This is a genomic window from Pseudomonas sp. NFACC51 (assembly GCF_900103575.1).
GTDB classification, from domain to species: domain Bacteria; phylum Pseudomonadota; class Gammaproteobacteria; order Pseudomonadales; family Pseudomonadaceae; genus Aquipseudomonas; species Aquipseudomonas fluorescens_Q.
Genome location: NZ_FMXH01000001.1, coordinates 230525 through 248039 on the forward strand (window position 1 = coordinate 230525; position 17515 = coordinate 248039).

14 protein-coding genes are annotated in these 17515 nt (G+C 62.9%); 6 read left to right on the plus strand and 8 right to left on the minus strand.

What is annotated here, in order from left to right:
• Positions 1 to 14: 14 nt before the first annotated feature.
• Together BLT00_RS01090 and BLT00_RS01095 are read left to right on the plus strand one after the other, a co-directional pair.
• A complete protein-coding gene (locus tag BLT00_RS01090) occupies positions 15 to 1232 on the plus strand; it encodes an amino acid deaminase (protein WP_092145626.1) in 1218 nt (405 codons plus the stop codon).
• Positions 1233 to 1376: 144 nt separating this feature from the next.
• The gene (locus tag BLT00_RS01095; protein WP_092145628.1) at positions 1377 to 2294 is read left to right on the plus strand and encodes a sugar kinase; all 918 of its coding nucleotides are present in this window, start codon (positions 1377 to 1379) and stop codon (positions 2292 to 2294) included.
• Between the two features lie 147 nt (positions 2295 to 2441).
• Here the strand turns inward: BLT00_RS01095 and BLT00_RS01100 are convergent, their stop codons facing one another.
• Together BLT00_RS01100 and BLT00_RS01105 are read right to left on the minus strand one after the other, a co-directional pair.
• On the minus strand, positions 2442 to 2717 hold the full coding sequence (locus BLT00_RS01100; protein WP_003182808.1) for a peptidylprolyl isomerase: 276 nt from the start codon (positions 2715 to 2717) through the stop codon (positions 2442 to 2444).
• Positions 2718 to 2765: 48 nt separating this feature from the next.
• The gene (locus BLT00_RS01105) at positions 2766 to 5303 is read right to left on the minus strand and encodes a hybrid sensor histidine kinase/response regulator (RefSeq protein WP_092145630.1); all 2538 of its coding nucleotides are present in this window, start codon (positions 5301 to 5303) and stop codon (positions 2766 to 2768) included.
• Between the two features lie 132 nt (positions 5304 to 5435).
• On the opposite strand from BLT00_RS01105, the gene BLT00_RS01110 reads away from it, so the two are divergent.
• Positions 5436 to 6551: a PilT/PilU family type 4a pilus ATPase gene (locus tag BLT00_RS01110; RefSeq protein ID WP_092145633.1), complete on the plus strand. Its 1116-nt coding sequence runs from the start codon at positions 5436 to 5438 to the stop codon at positions 6549 to 6551.
• 169 nt (positions 6552 to 6720) lie between these two features.
• Here BLT00_RS01110 and BLT00_RS01115 read toward each other — a convergent pair whose 3' ends face one another.
• The 5 genes from BLT00_RS01115 to BLT00_RS01135 form a co-directional block, all read right to left on the minus strand.
• Positions 6721 to 8676, minus strand: a complete 1956-nt coding sequence (locus BLT00_RS01115) for an acetoacetate--CoA ligase (RefSeq protein WP_092145635.1) — start codon at positions 8674 to 8676, stop codon at positions 6721 to 6723.
• A 190-nt stretch (positions 8677 to 8866) separates the two neighbouring features.
• On the minus strand, positions 8867 to 9643 hold the full coding sequence (locus BLT00_RS01120; RefSeq protein ID WP_092145637.1) for a 3-hydroxybutyrate dehydrogenase: 777 nt from the start codon (positions 9641 to 9643) through the stop codon (positions 8867 to 8869).
• A gap of 7 nt (positions 9644 to 9650) precedes the next feature.
• The gene (locus tag BLT00_RS01125; RefSeq protein ID WP_092145639.1) at positions 9651 to 11042 is read right to left on the minus strand and encodes a GntP family permease; all 1392 of its coding nucleotides are present in this window, start codon (positions 11040 to 11042) and stop codon (positions 9651 to 9653) included.
• A 301-nt stretch (positions 11043 to 11343) separates the two neighbouring features.
• Complete coding sequence (locus tag BLT00_RS01130; RefSeq protein WP_092145641.1) at positions 11344 to 12759, minus strand: sigma-54 interaction domain-containing protein; 1416 nt, start codon at positions 12757 to 12759, stop codon at positions 11344 to 11346.
• A gap of 175 nt (positions 12760 to 12934) precedes the next feature.
• The gene (locus BLT00_RS01135) at positions 12935 to 13582 is read right to left on the minus strand and encodes a TetR/AcrR family transcriptional regulator (protein WP_092145643.1); all 648 of its coding nucleotides are present in this window, start codon (positions 13580 to 13582) and stop codon (positions 12935 to 12937) included.
• Positions 13583 to 13690: 108 nt separating this feature from the next.
• Between BLT00_RS01135 and BLT00_RS01140 the strand changes: the two genes are divergently transcribed.
• From BLT00_RS01140 to BLT00_RS01150, 3 genes are read left to right on the plus strand one after another with little or no spacing between them, the layout of a single operon-like run.
• The gene (locus BLT00_RS01140) at positions 13691 to 14584 is read left to right on the plus strand and encodes an NAD(P)/FAD-dependent oxidoreductase (RefSeq protein ID WP_092145645.1); all 894 of its coding nucleotides are present in this window, start codon (positions 13691 to 13693) and stop codon (positions 14582 to 14584) included.
• Between the two features lie 56 nt (positions 14585 to 14640).
• A complete protein-coding gene (locus BLT00_RS01145; RefSeq protein ID WP_092145647.1) occupies positions 14641 to 15021 on the plus strand; it encodes an antibiotic biosynthesis monooxygenase family protein in 381 nt (126 codons plus the stop codon).
• Positions 15022 to 15047: 26 nt separating this feature from the next.
• Positions 15048 to 15911 (plus strand): class I SAM-dependent methyltransferase, encoded by an 864-nt coding sequence (locus BLT00_RS01150; protein WP_092145649.1) that lies wholly within the window; start codon positions 15048 to 15050, stop codon positions 15909 to 15911.
• Positions 15912 to 15916: 5 nt separating this feature from the next.
• On the opposite strand, the gene BLT00_RS01155 is transcribed toward BLT00_RS01150, so the two are convergent.
• Positions 15917 to 17491: an ABC transporter ATP-binding protein gene (locus tag BLT00_RS01155; protein ID WP_092145717.1), complete on the minus strand. Its 1575-nt coding sequence runs from the start codon at positions 17489 to 17491 to the stop codon at positions 15917 to 15919.
• Positions 17492 to 17515: the final 24 nt, after the last annotated feature.

Sequence of the window (17515 nt, forward strand, 5' to 3'; positions counted from 1 at the left end):
CGAGGAGTACCAACATGTCTTCTGTCATTCCCAATGCTGGCGTAGAGAAGGGTGCGGCCACCGTCGGCGCTCATTTGCTCAAGGACGTCAGCCTGCCGGCACTGGTGTTGCACCGCGCGGCGCTGGAGCACAACATTCGCTGGATGCAAGCGTTCGTCACCGACAGCGGCGCCGAACTGGCCCCCCACGGCAAGACCAGCATGACCCCGGCGCTGTTTCGACGCCAGCTCGATGCCGGTGCCTGGGGCCTGACCCTCGCCAGCGCCGTGCAGACCCGTGCCGCTTATGCCCATGGTGTGCGCCGAGTGTTGATGGCCAACCAATTGGTGGGCACGCCAAACATGGCGCTGATCGCCGATCTGCTGGCTGACCCGGCGTTCGAATTCCATTGCATGGTTGATCATCCGGACAACGTCGCGGACCTGGGGGCGTTCTTCGCCTCGCGCGGTATGAAGCTGAACGTGATGATCGAGTACGGCGTGGTCGGCGGTCGTTGTGGCTGCCGGACCGAAGCCGAGGTGTTGGCCCTGGCCGAGGCGATCCAGGCGCAACCGGCGTTGGCGTTGACCGGTATCGAAGGCTACGAAGGGGTGATCCACGGTGACCACGCCATCAGTGGCATTCGTGCGTTCGCAGCGTCCCTGGTGCGGTTGGCGGTGCAGTTGCAGGACAACGGCGCGTTCGCCATCGACAAACCGATCATCACCGCCTCGGGGTCGGCCTGGTATGACCTGATCGCCGAATCCTTCGAAGCCCAGAATGCCCATGGGCGTTTCCTCAGCGTGCTGCGTCCCGGCAGTTACGTGGCCCATGACCACGGCATCTACAAAGAAGCCCAGTGCTGCGTGCTGGAGCGGCGCAGCGATTTGCACGAAGGCCTGCGCCCGGCGCTGGAAGTCTGGGCCCATGTGCAATCGCTGCCGGAGCCGGGCTTCGCGGTGATCGCCCTGGGCAAGCGCGACGTGGCCTACGACGCCGGATTGCCGGTCCCCCTCAAGCGCTACCAGCCCGGATCGGACACGGTAGCGGCTGACGATGTGAGTGGCTGCAAGGTGACGGCGGTGATGGACCAGCATGCGTTCATGAATGTGGCGGCAGGGGTTGAGCTGCGTGTGGGCGACATCATTTCGTTTGGCACTTCACACCCGTGCCTGACGTTCGACAAGTGGCGGGTGGGATGCCTGGTGGATGAGCAATTGCGGGTGGTCGAGAGCATGGAGACTTGTTTCTAAGGCTTGAGATCGAGTCGCGGCTATCGCGAGCAAGCCCGCTCCCACACTGGATTGTTGTGAATACAGAATCTGTGATCTCCCTGTGGGGGGGTGCTTGCTCGCGATAGCGGCCTGCCAGACACCGCTGAATTATCAGGATCATCCATGAGCAACCCCAAACCCCGCATCGCCCTGATCGGCGAATGCATGATCGAACTGCAACAACGCGCCGATGGCAGCCTGCTGCAAAGCTTCGGCGGCGATACCCTGAACACCGCGGTGTACCTGGCCCGCGCCTTGGGCGACAGGGGCACGGTGGATTACGTCACGGCCCTGGGCGATGACAGTTTCAGCGATGCCATGTGTGAAAACTGGGCCGCCGAGAACATCGGGCTGCAACGGGTCCAGCGCTTGCCTGGACGCCTGCCGGGTTTGTATTGCATCCAGACTGACGCGGCGGGGGAGCGGCGATTCCTGTACTGGCGCAACGAGGCGGCGGTGCGCGATTGTTTTACCACCCCGGCCGCCGCACCGATCCTGGCCGCATTGCCGGATTACGAGGTGCTGTACTTCAGCGGCGTCACCCTGGCGGTGCTCGGCGAGCAGGGGCGTGGCAAACTCATCGAAACCCTGGTCGAAGCACGTCGGCGCGGGGCGCTGGTGGTGTTCGACAATAACTTCCGGCCCCGGCTCTGGGCCTCGATCGAAGCGGCGCGGGTGGCGTATCGCAGCGTCTTGCCCTATGTGGAACTGGCGCTGCTGACCGTAGAGGACGAGCAGGCATTGTTCGGTCATGCCGACAGCGAAGCGGTGTTCGCCGCCTATGCGCAGCTTGGCACCCCCGAGGTGGTACTCAAGCGCGGTGCCGAGGCCTGCCTGATTCGTTGCGACGGCCAGTCCTATGAAGTCCCTGCCTTGCGGGTCGAGCGCGTTGTGGACACCACGGCGGCGGGAGACTCCTTCAGTGCTGCGTACCTGGCGAGTCGTTTGCTGGGCGGCAGCCCGGCGGAGGCGGCCGAGGCAGGGCACCTGTTGGCGAGCCGGGTGATCCAGGTACCGGGGGCGTTGATGCCCAAGGACTGACGGCACAAAAGTTGCTTTCCCTGTGGCGAGGGAGCTTGCTCCCGCTGGCCTGCGAAGCAGGCCCAATAAGCGATTGGCGGCTACTGCGCAGCCGAGCGGGAGCAAGCTCCCTCACCACAGGGACGGTGTTCGCAACACACCATCGTTTCAATCCCGGTAGAACACCTGCACCAGGTGATACCCGAACTTGCTCTTGATCGGCCCGTGCACCACCCGCAGCGGTTTCTTGAAAATCACCGCATCGATCACGCCGACCATCTGCCCCGGCCTTACCTCACCCAAATCGCCGCCGCGTTTGCCCGAAGGGCAGGTGGAGTATTTCTTGGCCAGCACATCGAAGGCTTCGCCCTTGGCGATGCGTTGCTTGAGCTGTTCGGCTTCTTCGGCGGTTTTCACCAGGATATGGCGGGCTTGGGCTTTCATTGCTGCGGTGACCTGAACGGTGCGACGGGGCGGCGATTATGCCTCAAGTCAGTTGCCATGGTTGATCATCGTCCGGATCTTGTTGGCCAGCAGATCCAGGGTGAACGGCTTGGCGACCATGTCCATGCCTTGTTCGAGGAACCCCTGGCGTTCGGCGGCTTTCTGCGCGTAACCGGTCATGAACAGCACTTTCAGCCCCGGGCGGTGCTGGCGGGCGATTTCCGCCAGTTGCCGGCCATTCATGCCCGGTAGCCCGACGTCGGTCACCAGCAGGTCGATGCGCTGGTCCGATTCCAGCATGGGCAGGGCCGTCATGGCGTCCCGTGCTTCCAGGGCGGTGTAGCCCAAGGCTTGCAACAGGTCGAGCACCAGCATGCGCACGGCGGGTTCATCCTCTACCAGCAACACGGTCTCCCCGGCGATGGCCGGCGGTACGACGACCGTCTCTGGCGTCTCGGGTGGTTGGGCCGACGAAGCGTGCAAGCGCGGCAGGTACAGCTGCACCCGCGTACCTTGGCCCGGCACACTGTCCAGGTTGAGGTGTCCACCCGACTGCTGGGCAAAGCCGTAGATCATCGACAAGCCCAGGCCGGTGCCTTGGCCGATAGGCTTGGTGGTGAAGAACGGATCGAAAGCCTTGGCCAGCACGGCGGGGGTCATGCCGCTGCCGTTGTCACTGACGGCGATCATCACGTAATCCCCGGCCTTGACCGGCTCCAGGGTGTTGATGTCCGTACCGTCGAGATAGACATTGGCGGTTTCGATGATCAATTCGCCGCCCTCGGGCATGGCATCGCGGGCGTTGATCACCAGGTTGAGCAGGGCGTTTTCCAACTGGCTGGCGTCGGTGTTGACCGGCCACAGCTCGCTGGCCAGTTGCAGCCGCAGCACGATGTGATCGCCGGTGGTACGGCTCAGCAGGTCTTCGAGCGAATGCACCAGGTCATTGGCGTCCAGCGGTTTGCGGTCCAGGGACTGGCGCCGGGAAAAAGCCAGCAGCCGATGGGTCAGGGCCGCCGCGCGGTTGGCCGAGGAAACCGCCGCTTCGGTGAAGCGCCCGATCTCGGCGGCGCGGCCGGCGGCGATGTAGCGTTGCATCAGGTCGAGGCTGCCGAGGATGCCGGTGAGCATGTTGTTGAAGTCATGGGCAATGCCGCCCGTGAGCTGGCCGACGGCTTCCATTTTCTGCGCATGGCGCAAGGCTTCTTCGGCGCGCTCGCGTTCGAACATCTCGCTTTGCAGGCGGTGATTGGCTTCGGCCAATTGCTGGGTACGGGCGATGACGCGTTCTTCCAGTGTTTCGTTGAGGTTGCGCAGGGCCTCCTCGGTTTTTCGGCTCTCGGTTTCGTCGATCACGAAGATGTAGAAACCGTTCACCGCACCGTCCGCGCCATGGCGAGGCAGGTAGTTGATCAGCGAATGGCGCGGGCGCCCGTCGCGATGGTCCATCTGCACGGTGAAGCTGCACGGCTTGCCGGCCAGGGCATCGGCGATCTGCTGGGCGCGGGCGGCATAGGCCTCTTCGCCGAGCACTTCACGGATGGTCTTGCCGTAGAGCTCCTGCGGGGTCAGGCCGTACCAGTCCAGGTAAGCGCTATTGTTCAGACGGAAACGCTCTTCGCGGTCCACGTAGCTGATGAGGATCGGCATGGCATTGATGATCAACTGCAGCTCGGTCTGGCTCTGGCGCAGGGCTTGCTCGGTGCGCTTGCGTTCGGTCAGGTCCAGCGCCGCGCCAAGAAAACGCTTGGGTCGGCCGTGGCGATCCTTGTAGCAACGGCCGCGCACGTACACCCAGCGCAACTCATCGTCGGGCTGCAGCAGTCGGTACTCCTCGGCGTATTCGGTGCCATGGGTGATGCAGTGCTTGATGCTGCGGGCAACCATCGCCCGGTCCTCGGGGTGCACGCCTTCGAGGTAGGCACTGATAGGCAACTGGCGTGACAGGCTGGGGTCGACGCCATGCAACAGGGCGAAGTGTGCATCGGCAATAAAGCGGTCTTCGCTGATGTCCCAATCCCAGGTGCCCAGCGCATCGGCGGCGGCCAGGGCCAATTGCAGGCGTTCTTCGCTTTCGTGCTGGGCCTTGAGGCTGGCCTCGGAGCGGCGTTCGAACTCCATGGCCAGGCGGCGGCGTTCGCTGGTCTCGATGGCGGTGACCAGGATGCCGGCGACGCTGTTGCTTTCGTCACGCACCGGGCTGTAGGTCAGGTCCAGCCAGACATCACAGAGACGGCCGGCGAAGGGTACGCGCCATTGCTGGTCGCGGCAGGAGTGTGTCTGGCCTTGCAACACCCGGTGATAAATCCCTTCGGTCGTACTCTTGAGTTCGGGCCATGCTGTATGGGTCGGTTGGCCGAATGCCCGGGGGTGCTTGTCACCGGCCAGTCGGCCGAAGGCGTCGTTGTAGAGATGGGACAGCTGCGGTCCCCACAGCAAGGCCATCGCCATGGGCGAATGGAGCATGATGTCCACGGCGGTGCGCAGGCTCTGGGGCCAGTTCTGGGCAGCGCCCAGCGGGGTCAGGGTCCAGTCCACCTGGCTGATCAGGCGCTGTATATCGCTGCCGGCGGGTGTCGCGTGCATCAGGCGACCCCTGGCTGTCGTGTCTGTACCACGGCGTCTACTATCCTTTGAGGAACGTAAGTGCAGGTGGGTCTGAAGAGGTTCATGTTCGGCTCAGCTTGTTTCATTGGTGTCTCGCGGAAGTTTCAGTCCATGGAAATCGATCCGTTGTTGCGAATCCTGGCGAGCCAGAATGGTTCCGACCTTTACATGTCCACGGGGGCGCCGCCGTGCGCGCGTTTCGAGGGGGTGCTCAAACCCTTGGGTAACGAGGCGTTCAAGGTCGGCGACATTGCCAGGCTCGCCGGGTCTCTGATGGACGCCGAACAGCGCCTTGAGTTCGATCGGGAGTTGGAAATGAATCTGGCGATCTCCCTGGCCGGCGTCGGGCGGTTCCGGGTCAATATCTTCAAGCAGCGCAATGACGTGTCCATGGTGATTCGCAACGTCAAGCTGGACATCCCGCGCTTCGAAGACCTGAAACTGCCTCGAGTGCTTTTAGACACCATCATGCAGAAACAGGGGTTGATGCTGTTCGTCGGTGCGACGGGCTCGGGCAAGTCGACCTCCCTGGCGGCGCTGATCGATTACCGCAATCGCAACAGCAGCGGCCACATCATCACCATCGAGGACCCGGTGGAGTATATCCATCGGCACAAGAAATCCATCATCAATCAACGGGAAGTCGGTGTCGACACCCGCAGTTTCCATGCAGCCCTGAAAAACACGCTGCGCCAGGCGCCGGACGTGGTGCTGATCGGCGAAATCCGTGATCGGGAAACCATGGAGCATGCCTTGGCCTTCGCCGACACCGGGCACCTGGTGATTTCCACCTTGCATGCCCATAACGCCAACCAGGCCCTGGACCGGGTGATCAATTTCTTTCCGGAAGAACGCCGGCCGCAATTGCTCAATGACCTGGGCAACAACCTCAAGGCGTTTGTCTCCCAGCGCCTGGTGCGTACCCGCACCGGCCAGCGGCGGGCGGCGGTGGAGGTCATGCTGGGTTCGCCGACGGTGGCCGACCTGATCCGGCGCAACGAGCTTGGCGAGCTCAAGGGCATCATGGAAAAGTCAGAGGAACTGGGAATGCAAACCTTTGACCAGGCCTTGTTCAATCTGGTGGTCGAAGGTGCCATTGATGAGGAAGAAGCGCTGAAAAATGCCGACTCGGCGAACAACCTGCGGTTGCGGTTGAAGTTGCATACCGAGTCGGGCGCGGTGCCACCGGTCGATCCGGCGGCGGGAGAGTGGGGGCTTATGGACTGATCGTGTCGGGGACCACCCCTGTGGCGAGGGGATTTATCCCCGCTGGACTGCGTGAAGCAGTCCCGATACAGTTGGCTCAATCAGTCTGACATGCCGGGGTGTCAGATTCAGGGGCTGCTTCGCGCCCCAGCGGGGATAAATCCCCTCGCCACAAAACTGCCTGTTGCGCTCAGTCGGCAAGCTCCGGTCGATCCCGAAACTGCTCCAACGCCTCGGGGTTGGCCAGGGCATCGGTGTTCTTCACCGCCTCGCCATGCACCACGTTGCGCACCGCCAACTCCACCACCTTGCCGCTGATGGTTCGTGGAATATCACTGACCGCGAGGATCTTCGCCGGCACATGACGCGGTGTGGTGTTGGCCCGGATAACCTGGCGGATCTGTTGCGCCAAGGCTTCATCCAGCGTCACGCCATCGCGCAGGCGCACGAACAGCACCACCCGGACATCGGCCTGCCATCGCTGGCCGATGGCGACGCAGTCCAGCACTTGCTCGACTTTTTCCACCTGCCGATAAATTTCTGCCGTGCCGATGCGCACGCCGCCTGGGTTGAGCACGGCATCGGAGCGGCCATGGATCAGGAAACCGCCGTGGGGCAGTTCTTCGGCGTAGTCGCCTTGGGCCCACACGCCGGGAAACTGGGCGAAGTAGGAGGCGCGAAGCTTTTCCTGCCGAGGGTCGTTCCACAAACCAATGGGCATCGCCGGGAAATGCCGGGTGCACACCAACTCACCTTTTTCACCGATGACCGGATTGCCGGCCTCGTTCCAGACCTGCACGGCCATGCCCAGGCTCTTGCCCTGCATTTCGCCCCGGCGCACCGGTGACAGCGGGTTGCCGTTGACGAAGCAGGACACAATGTCGGTGCCGCCGGACATCGAGGCCAGGCAGACATCGGCCTTGATGTCGCGGTACACATAATCGTAGCTATGGGGCGCCAGTGCCGAACCGGTGGAGAGCAGGGCTCTCAGGCTGTCCAAACGGTGCGTCTGGCGGGGCTTGAGGCCCTCGCTTTCCAGGGCGGCGAGGAACTTGGGGCTGGTGCCGAATACGCTGATGCGCTGCTGGTCGATCAGGTCCAGCAAGCGCTCGGGACCGGGGTGGAACGGCGAACCATCGTAGAGCACCACCGTGCTGCCCACGGCGAGGGCCGACACCAGCCAGTTCCACATCATCCAACCGCAGGTGGTGTAGTAGAACAGCCGATCCTCGGGCCCGAGGTCGACGTGCAGGCCATGTTCCTTGACGTGTTGCAGCAGCACGCCCCCGGTGCCATGGACGATGCATTTCGGCACGCCGGTCGTGCCGCTGGAATACAGGATGTACAGCGGGTGGTCGAAGGGCACGCTGACGAACGCCGGTTCGCCACCGCTTTGATAGAAGTCGTTCCACAACGCGACCGCGGCCGGGGTCTTGAAGTCCTCGACGCGGGCGTCAGGCTGGGCATAAGGCAGTACGATCAATTGCTGCAATGACGGCAAACGTTCAAGGATTTCGTTGACCTTGGTTCGCTGGTCGATGACCTTGCCCGCGTAGCGATAACCGCCGCAGGTGATCAGCACCTTGGGTTCGATCTGGCCGAACCGGTCGATGACCCCTTGGGTGCCGAAGTCCGGTGACGAGCACGACCAGATAGCCCCCAGGCTGGTGGTGGCGAGCATGCCCACCAGGGTTTGCCAGGTGTTGGGCATGCACGCGGCCACCCGGTCGCCCTGGCTGACGCCAGCGGCTTGCAGGCTTTTTTGCAGGCCAGCGACATGGGCGGCGAGTTCGGCCCAGGTCAGTTGTTCCTGGCCGCCGTTTTCGTCGAGCGCCACCACCGCGACGGCGTCATCGCGGCGGCGCAGCAGGTGCTCGGCGAAGTTCAGGGTGGCCCCAGGGAACCACTGGGCGCTGGGCATCTGCGAACCTTCCACCAACACCGCGTCGGGCGCGTGGTGAAAGCGAATCTCGAAAAAATCGACAATGGCCTGCCAGAAGGCTTCGCGCTGGTCGATGCTCCAGGCGTGCAGGGCGGGGTAATCATTCAGTTGCAGGTGATGCCGCGCGTTGACGAACTGGCGAAAGGCGTTCATGCGCGACTGGGCGATGCGTTCGGGGCTGGGTTGCCAGAGGATGTCGGACATGGGGTGCCTCTTGTTTTTTCGGGCTTATAAACATTGCAGCACAAGGCGTTATTTATGGCGAGAACCGCTTCTGTGGCGAGGGAGCTTGCTCCCGCTCGGTTGCGTAGCGGCCGCCTAATGGGCCTGCTGCGCAGTCCAGCGGGAGCAAGCTCCCTCGCCACAAAACCGCGTTTGCCAGAGGATAGTGGGGTTATTGAGCCAGCCACCCACCATCAATATTCCACGCCGCGCCGCGCACCTGGCTGCCGGCTTCGCTGCATAGGAAAAGCACCAGTTCCCCCAGTTGCGGCGGGGTGACGAATTCCAGGGACGGCTGTTTCTCGGCCAACAGGTCATGCTGGGCCTGTTGCGGATCGACGCCGGCGGCAATGCGATCATCGATTTGCTTTTGCACCAGTGGCGTCAGCACCCAGCCCGGGCAGATGGCGTTGCAGGTCACGTTGCTGGTGGCGGTTTCCAGGCCGACCACCTTGGTCAGGCCAATCACCCCATGCTTGGCCGCGACATACGCCGCCTTGCCCACCGAGCCGACCTGGCCATGCACCGAGGCGACGTTGATGATCCGCCCCCAGCCCTTGGCCCGCATGCCCGGCAGGCTCAGGCGGGTGGCGTGGAACACCGAGGACAGGTTGATGGCGATGATCGAGTCCCAGCGCTCCACGGGGAAATCTTCCACGGCGGCCACGTGCTGGATCCCGGCGTTGTTCACCAGAATGTCAACGCCGCCGAACTCGCGCTCGGCGTAGGCGAGCATGTCGGCGATCTGCGCCGGGTCGCTGACATCGGCCGGATGATGACCGACCTTGCCGCCGAACTGTTTCACCTCGGCGATCACCGCCGAGGCATCGCCAAAGCCGTTGAGGATCAGGTGGGCGCCGGCCTTGGCCAGGCTCAGGGCGATGCCCAGGCCGATGCCGCTGGTAGAACCGGTGACCAGGGCGGTCTTGCCCGAAAGAGGGGATGTCATAGGAACCTCACACAATGCCAGTGGCGTAGAACACACCGATCACGAAGAACACCGCGAGGGTCTTGATCAGCGTAATGCAGAAAATGTCTTTGTAGGCTTCGCGGTGGGTCAGCCCGGTCACCGCCAGCAGGGTAATCACCGCGCCGTTGTGGGGCAGGGTGTCCATGCCGCCGCTGGCCATGGCGGCCACCCGGTGCAGCACTTCCAGGGGAATGTTGGCGGCGTGGGCGGCGCTGATGAAACTTTCCGACATCGCCGCCAAAGCGATGCTCATGCCGCCCGAGGCGGAACCGGTGATGCCCGCCAGCAGCGTGACGGTCACCGCTTCGTTGACCAGTGGGTTGGGAATACTCTTGAGCCAGTCGGCCAATACCAGGAAGCCCGGCAAGGAGGCGATGACCGCGCCGAAACCGTATTCCGAAGCGGTGTTCATTGCCGCCAGCAATGCACCGCCCACGGCGCTCTTGCTGCCTTCGGCCAGCTTGCTGCGAATGGCCCGGAAACCGAATATCAGGACCATGATGATGCCCACCAGCAACGCCGCCTGCACTGCCCAGATTGCGGTGAGCTTGGCGATGTCGCTGGTCACTGGCGTCGCCATGCCCGGCAGCGCCAGGCTGTGGGTCTTGCCGTACCACTGTGGGATCCACTGGGTGAACAGCAGGTTCATGATGCCCACCGCCAGCAGTGGCGAAACGGCGATCCAAGGGTTCGGCAGCTTGATGTCTTCGGCGGTTTCCGGCTCGTTGCGCAGTTCGGTGCCGTAACCTTCGCCCATACGCTGGGCCTTGTTGCGCTGGCGCTGCAGGAACAGCATGCCGAGGCTGAACACGAAGATCGTACCGATCACACCCAGCCAAGGTGCGGCCCAGGCGGTGGTGTTGAAGAACGTGCTGGGGATGATGTTCTGGATCTGCGGCGTGCCGGGCAGGGCGTCCATGGTGAACGAGAACGCGCCCAGGGCAATGGTGGCCGGGATCAAGCGCTTGGGAATATTGCTCTGGCGGAACATCTCGGCGGCGAACGGGTACACCGCGAACACCACCACGAACAGCGACACGCCGCCATAGGTCAGCAGGGCGCAGACCAGCACGATCACCAACATGGCCTGGCGCGTACCCAGCAGGCGAATCGCCGCGGCGACGATGGAGCGGGAGAAGCCCGACAGCTCGATCAGCTTGCCAAACACCGCGCCGAGCAGGAACACCGGGAAATACAGTTTGATGAAGCCGACCATTTTCTCCATGAACACCCCGGTGAATGCGGGGGCGACGGCGGACGGGTCGGTGAGCAGGACGGCACCGAGGGCGGCGATGGGGGCAAAGAGGATAACGCTGTAGCCACGGTAGGCGGCGACCATCAGCAGCGCGAGGGCTGCCAAGGCAATGATCACACTCATGGTGTGTCTCCTGGATTGTTATTGTTGTGATGAAGCTGTGGGAGGGGCTTTAGCGAGTTTTGTGCCAGGTATGTAACTGACTGAAATATAAGGAAATTAATTGAGATTGTAGGGCGCGAATGAGAGGTATGTCTCTGTTTTGAGAATTTTGTGGAGTGTGCAGGCCTCATCGCGAGCAAGCTCGCTCCCACAGTTGACCGCGTACTTCAGAAGAACTCCTATCCCTGTGGGAGCGAGCTTGCTCGCGATGAGTGCAAAGCGCTCCAAAACCACAAGTCTATATTTTGAGAATGAAGTCTCTCTATTGAGACTCTGCAATTCCCAGAGCCACCATCTTCTTGTACAACGTCGACCTCCCCAACCCCAACCGCTCGGCCGCTTCCACCACCTTGCCCCCGCATTGCGCGAGGGTGGTTTCGATCAACTGTCGGTCGAAGCGTGCCCGGGCCTGGCTGAAAGTTTCTTGCGGCAACGGCTCCAGGCTCGGACTCGCCGGGCGGGTTACCGGTATGAACGTGCCGATGGCCGCGCGGATGTCCGCCGCCGTGAGCATCAGGTCGTCGCTGAGCAACGCGGCGCGTTCCAGCACGTTGCGCAGTTCGCGGATGTTGCCCGGCCAGGCGTGTTGGCGTAGCAGGGCGAGGGCGGTGGGGTTCAGTTCGTGCTGGCTGCGCAACTCTTCCAGGATCGCTTCGCTCAGGGCCGGCAAATCATCCAGGCGTTCACGCAAGGGCGGAACGTGGATCGGCAGCACGTTGAGGCGGTAATACAGGTCGGCGCGAAACTCTCCGCGCTTGATCGCCGCCTCCAGGTCCATGGAGGTGGCGGCGATCACCCGCACGTCGCTTTGCAGCACCTCGTTGGAACCCACCGGTTCGTATTCCTTTTCCTGAAGCACCCGCAGCAGCTTGCTTTGCAGCGGCAGCGGCATGTCGCCGATCTCGTCGAGGAAAAGCGTACCGCCCTGGGCGATCTGCAGTTTACCGGCGCGGCCCTTGCGGTCGGCCCCGGTAAACGCCCCTGGCGCGGTGCCGAAGAATTCGGCTTCCAGCAGCGATTCAGGAATCGCCGCGCTGTTGATGCTGACGAACGCCTTGTGCGCCCGCGGCGAAGCACTGTGGACGGCCTGGGCCAGCAGTTCCTTGCCGGTGCCGGTTTCGCCGAGCAGCAGCACCGGCGAATCGGCGCTGGCGCTGCGCCGGGCACGACGCTTGACCTCAAGGCCGGCGTTGCTGGTGCCAATGAAATGGGCAAAGTTGTACTTGGTCTGCCGCGCCCGCAGCAGCGAGCGGGTGGAGGCCAGTTCTTCCTGCATGCTCAGGTAGCGCTTGAGCATCGGCGACAGGCTGCGCAACTCATCGAACAAGGCAAAGCCGATGGCACCGATCACCGCACCCGCGCTGTCGTGGATCGGTAGGCGCATCACCACCAACGGCTCCTTGGGCGTGTCTTGCATGTCCAGCAGGATCGGGCGCCCGGTGCGCACAACCTCCCGCAACAGGCTGCCGGGAATCACGCTTTCGCACGCCCGGCCAATCGCCTCATGCGCCGAGTTCAGGCCGAAGCGCCGGGCGTAGCGTTCGTTCATCCAGACAATGTTCGCGTCACGGTCGACAATCACCGTGCCTTCGCTGGACTGCTCGATGATCTCGAATAACGAACGGATCGCCAGCGTGCGTACGCGCTTGTAGTCCTTGAGGCTTTCGGTGGGGTTCATCGGGCATTTCCAGAGAGGAGGGATTTGCCGGCAGCCATGGACGGGTGCCAAGAGCCGCATTATGCCGGGGGAAATTCCAGGATCGAAGCGCCGCTGTTGCTTTCTAGCTAACTTGTACGGTTAGAAGCTCTCCAAATGGACGGCCCCGGCCAAGCCGCCCGGAGCAATCAAATACTTATCCGCCCGCGTGGTCGTTACCACCGTGCGCGGCGATGAACATGGCAACGGCCGACCGGCAATAGGATTCGATTTCGTTGTCGTCCTCTGCTCTGGCCTCATCGAAGCGCGCGATCATCAGGAGATCGGATCCTTTGAAAAGCGCGGCAAACAAGCGGGCGGACCCCAGAGGATCGGGCACGTTCAGCACCGCCTTCGCGTGCAACTGACGCAACAGGGCCTCGATCTGGGCGATGACATAGGCGGGGCCGGCTTCGTAATGGCGCTTGCTTAACGATTTTTGATTCGTCTTGTCGGCCATGATCATGGCTTCGACACTGCGCACGTCGGGGCTCAACAACGTGCGCAGCAGGGATGTTCCCACCGCCATGAGCTGATCTGCCGCCGAACCGCCGACGCCTTCAATAAGGGCCTGCGGTGCAAATTGATGGCAGTGGGCCGCGATGGCCGCACTGAACAGCGCCTCCTTGTTCTCGAAGTGCCGATAGATGCTGAGCTTGGAGATCTTCGCCCGCTGGGCGACCTTGTCCATGGTCGTCGCTTGAAAACCCAACTCCACAAAAAGTTCGCCCGCAGCGTCGACTATAGTTTGGCCAAGCGCCTCGTTGGCAGGACGGCCGCGCCGGGTCTGGTTGTTTTCGGTCATAAAAAATTCCAGTACTTGACAGTATTCTAATTCTTGAATTACGGTACTTCAAAGTATCTTAAAGTTGCAAGCCAATCTCCCTTCATCCACAGCGCGGAGCCCATCACCATGAATGACGTCATCATCATCGGCGGTAGTTTTGCCGGCCTCGCCGCCGCCTTGCAGCTCGGCCGTGCCCGCCGCAAGGTCATCGTTCTCGACACCGGCCTGCCGCGCAATCGCTTCGCCGACCACTCCCATGGCGTGCTCGGCCACGACCACAAGCCACCGCTGGAGATCCTGGTCGAGGCGCGGCAGCAGTTGGCACGCTATCCCACGATCCAACTGGTCAATGCCCGGGCCGAGAGCGTCTCCGGCGCCATCGATGATTTCTCCGTCCTCACGAGCGAGGGCGAAACCCTCAGGGCGCGCCGCCTGATCCTGAGCTATGGCGTTGCCGACCAGATGCCTGAAGTTCCCGGCTTTGCCGAAGGCTGGGGCTCCTCCATCGTGCCTTGCCCTTATTGCGACGGCTTTGAAGTTGCCGGCCGGCACTGGGGCCTTGTCTGGTCCGGCCCAATGTCGCATAACTACGTCAGGCTGTACCACGATTGGACTGACACGTTGACGGTCTTCGCCAATGGTCACGACATTTCACCCGACATCCGGGCCGATCTGGCGCGCCGTGGCATCCCTGTCGTCGATGGCCGGATCACCGAAATCGACCATGACGAGACCCATAACGCCACCGTCAGGCTCGACGTCGGCCCCTCTGTCGCGGTCGACATCCTGTTCGCGCATCCGCGCAACAAGCCGTCCGCACGCCTGCATGAATCGCTGGGTCTCGCCACGGTCGAAACGCCCCAGGGCATCGTCCTCAAGGTCGACGAGCGCCGCGAAACCAGCGTGCCCGGCATCTACGCTGCCGGCGACCTCGCCAACCCCGCAATGCCCTCGGTCACCACGGCATCATGGCAAGGCGCGACGGCGGGCATCTCCGCTCAGCAGTCGATGCTGGTTTGAGGGCAAGCAGCATCGATCTCCCCAGTTTCAATTGCACAATAGACAGGAGCGCCGCCATGCCCGCCATAAAACCATTCAAACCTCTAGACGAGAAATTTCCATTTGACCGCCAACTCGGTATCGCGGCCGCTCCTCTCGTGCTTATCAACCTCTTCATGGTCGTCGATCCCGCCGATGAAGCGGGCTTCCTGGATGCTTTCAAGGCAGCTGCCGAAGTCATAACGAAGCAACCGGGCTTCATTTCCATGCAACTGCATCGAGCGATCGGCGATAGCCCGACTTACCTGAACTATGTGGTGTGGGAATCCACCGAGGCGGTCCGCGCCGCCTTCACTGATCCCGCGTTCCTCGCGAAACTTCCTGCATATCCGTCATCCGTTGTAGCCAGCCCGCACCTGTTCCAGAAGGTCGCCGTCCCCGGCTTTTGCGTGGCCTGAAGAACGACTCAAGACGAGGAGATGTCATGACAGAGCAAAATGCCCATCAAGTCGCCGACTGGAATGGCCAAAGCGGTGAGTACTGGGCCGCCAACCAGGCCCGGCTCGACGCCATGTTTGCGGTATTCGGCCAGGCCGCGATCGAAGCCGCCGCGCCCGCCATGGGCGAACGCGTGCTGGACGTCGGCTGCGGCGCGGGCGCGTCGAGTCTGGAACTGGCTGGCCGCGTCGGTGCGGGCGGCCATGTGCTGGGCGTGGACATATCCGAACCGTTGATCGGCCGAGCGCGCGCACTGGCGCCACAGGATACGCCGGCCCAGTTCCGGGTAGCCGACGCCAGCAGCACCGAGCTGCCCGAGGGTGCGTTCGACATCCTGTTCTCGCGCTTCGGAGTCATGTTCTTCGACGATCCCACAGGGGCCTTCACCCATATGCGACGCGCGCTCCGGCCCGGCGGGCGAGTCGCTTTCGTCTGCTGGCGCGGCGTGGCCGAGAACGATTGGCTACGCCTGCCGATGGGCGCGATCAAGGACATCGTCCCGCTACCCGCGCCGCCCGGTCCCGAAGCACCCGGTCCGTTCTCGTTCGGCGACCGTGGGCGGGTGACACGCGTCCTGACGGCAGCCGGCTTCACCGATATCGCTCTCACGCCCTTCGATGCTGCCATCCCGTTCGGCGAGGGTGGGACGCGGGACGCGGCGATCGACGACGCGGTGAAGATGGCGTTCGAGGGCGGCCCGCTGTCGCTTGTGTTAGCTGATCAGTCCGACGACATCCGCACCTGCGCCTGGGCCGCGGTTCGTGCCGCCTTCGCGGGCCTCCCTGGTGAGCGGTCGGTGATGATGGACGGCGCGGCGTGGATCGTCACGGCACGCAATCCTGCAAGCTGACAGGATTACCCCGGATGCGCCGCCGCCAACAACTCCTTGGTATAGGGATGCTGGGGTGAGTCGAACACGTCATGACTGGCGCCTTGCTCGACCACCTTGCCGTCCTTGATCACGATCATGTCGTGGGCCAGGGCGCGGACCACCGCCAGGTCGTGGCTGATGAACAGGTAGGTCAAGTCGTACTTCTGCTGGAGCTGACGGAGCAGGGCGACGACTTGTTTCTGCACGGTGCGATCCAATGCCGAGGTGGGTTCGTCCAGCAAAATCAACGCTGGCTTGAGCACCAGGGCCCGGGCAATGGCGATGCGCTGGCGCTGGCCGCCGGAGAACTCGTGGGGGTAGCGATGACGGGTCGAAGGGTCAAGTCCGACCTCCTTGAGGGCCTGGATCACTCGGGCTTCACATTGTTCGGGGCTGGAAGGCTGGTGGACCTCCAGGCCCTCGCTGATGATCTGCTGCACCGACATCCGTGGGCTGAGGCTGCCGAACGGGTCCTGGAACACCACCTGCATCTGCTTGCGCCACGGCCGCAGGGCTTTTTGCGACAGGTGATCGAGGGCCTGGCCCTGGAAACGAATGCTGCCTTCGGACTCGATCAGGCGCAGGATCGCCTGGCCGAGGGTGGACTTGCCGGAGCCGGATTCGCCGACGATGCCCAGGGTCTTGCCGCGCTGGATGCTCAGGCTGATACCGTCTACGGCGTGCAGGTATTCCTTGCGCCGGAACAGCCCACCGCCCAGGGGAAAACTCACGCGCAGGTCTTGCACTTGCAACACTTCCTCGCGGTCGTCCCGGGGCAGGGCCTCGCCTTCCGGTTCGGCGTGCAGCAGCTCACAGCTGTAGGGATGTTTTGGTGCGCTGAACAGGGTTTCGCACGGCGCCTGCTCGACGATTTCCCCGGCCTTCATCACACACACCCGTTGGGCAATGCTGCGCACCAGATTGAGGTCGTGACTGATCAGCAGCAAGGACATGCCGAGCCGTTGCTGCAAGGACTTGAGCAGCAGCAGGATCTTGCGCTGCACGGTCACGTCCAGCGCGGTGGTCGGTTCGTCGGCGATCAACAGTTCCGGCTCGCAGGCCAGGGCCATGGCGATGATGACCCGCTGTCGCTGACCGCCGGACAGTTGATGCGGATAGGCCTTGAGTCGCTCGACAGGGTTTTGAATGCCAACCAGGGTCAGCAGTTCCAGAATCCGCTGGCGCGCGGCTTTGCCCCCCAGGCCCTTGTGCAGCATCAGCGTTTCGCCGATCTGCTTTTCGACGCTGTGCAGCGGGTTCAGCGAAGTCATTGGCTCCTGGAAGATCATCGCGATGCGATTGCCGCGCAACTCCCGCAGGGTCGTGGGATCGGCCCCCAGCAGTTCCTGGCCGTGGTAGCGAATGCTGCCGGTGGTGCGGGCTTCTGTCTCGGGCAGCAATTGCAGGATCGAGTGGGCCGTCACTGACTTGCCGGAGCCGGACTCGCCCACCAGCGCCAGGCACTCGCCGGGGCGGATGTCCAGGCACAGGTTGCGCACCACCGTCTGGTCGTTGAAGGCCACGCTCAGGTTACGGATTTCGATCAGGTTGTCGCTCATCTCAAGGTTTCGCTTCATGGCTGT

Coding starts and splice junctions, on each gene's coding strand:
- BLT00_RS01090 (WP_092145626.1), top strand. CDS start 15: ATGTCTTCTGTCATTCCCAATGCTGGCGTAGAGAAGGGTGCGGCCACC.
- BLT00_RS01095 (WP_092145628.1), top strand. CDS start 1,377: ATGAGCAACCCCAAACCCCGCATCGCCCTGATCGGCGAATGCATGATC.
- BLT00_RS01100 (WP_003182808.1), bottom strand. CDS start 2,717: ATGAAAGCCCAAGCCCGCCATATCCTGGTGAAAACCGCCGAAGAAGCC.
- BLT00_RS01105 (WP_092145630.1), bottom strand. CDS start 5,303: ATGCACGCGACACCCGCCGGCAGCGATATACAGCGCCTGATCAGCCAG.
- BLT00_RS01110 (WP_092145633.1), top strand. CDS start 5,436: ATGGAAATCGATCCGTTGTTGCGAATCCTGGCGAGCCAGAATGGTTCC.
- BLT00_RS01115 (WP_092145635.1), bottom strand. CDS start 8,676: ATGTCCGACATCCTCTGGCAACCCAGCCCCGAACGCATCGCCCAGTCG.
- BLT00_RS01120 (WP_092145637.1), bottom strand. CDS start 9,643: ATGACATCCCCTCTTTCGGGCAAGACCGCCCTGGTCACCGGTTCTACC.
- BLT00_RS01125 (WP_092145639.1), bottom strand. CDS start 11,042: ATGAGTGTGATCATTGCCTTGGCAGCCCTCGCGCTGCTGATGGTCGCC.
- BLT00_RS01130 (WP_092145641.1), bottom strand. CDS start 12,759: ATGAACCCCACCGAAAGCCTCAAGGACTACAAGCGCGTACGCACGCTG.
- BLT00_RS01135 (WP_092145643.1), bottom strand. CDS start 13,582: ATGACCGAAAACAACCAGACCCGGCGCGGCCGTCCTGCCAACGAGGCG.
- BLT00_RS01140 (WP_092145645.1), top strand. CDS start 13,691: ATGAATGACGTCATCATCATCGGCGGTAGTTTTGCCGGCCTCGCCGCC.
- BLT00_RS01145 (WP_092145647.1), top strand. CDS start 14,641: ATGCCCGCCATAAAACCATTCAAACCTCTAGACGAGAAATTTCCATTT.
- BLT00_RS01150 (WP_092145649.1), top strand. CDS start 15,048: ATGACAGAGCAAAATGCCCATCAAGTCGCCGACTGGAATGGCCAAAGC.
- BLT00_RS01155 (WP_092145717.1), bottom strand. CDS start 17,491: ATGAGCGACAACCTGATCGAAATCCGTAACCTGAGCGTGGCCTTCAAC.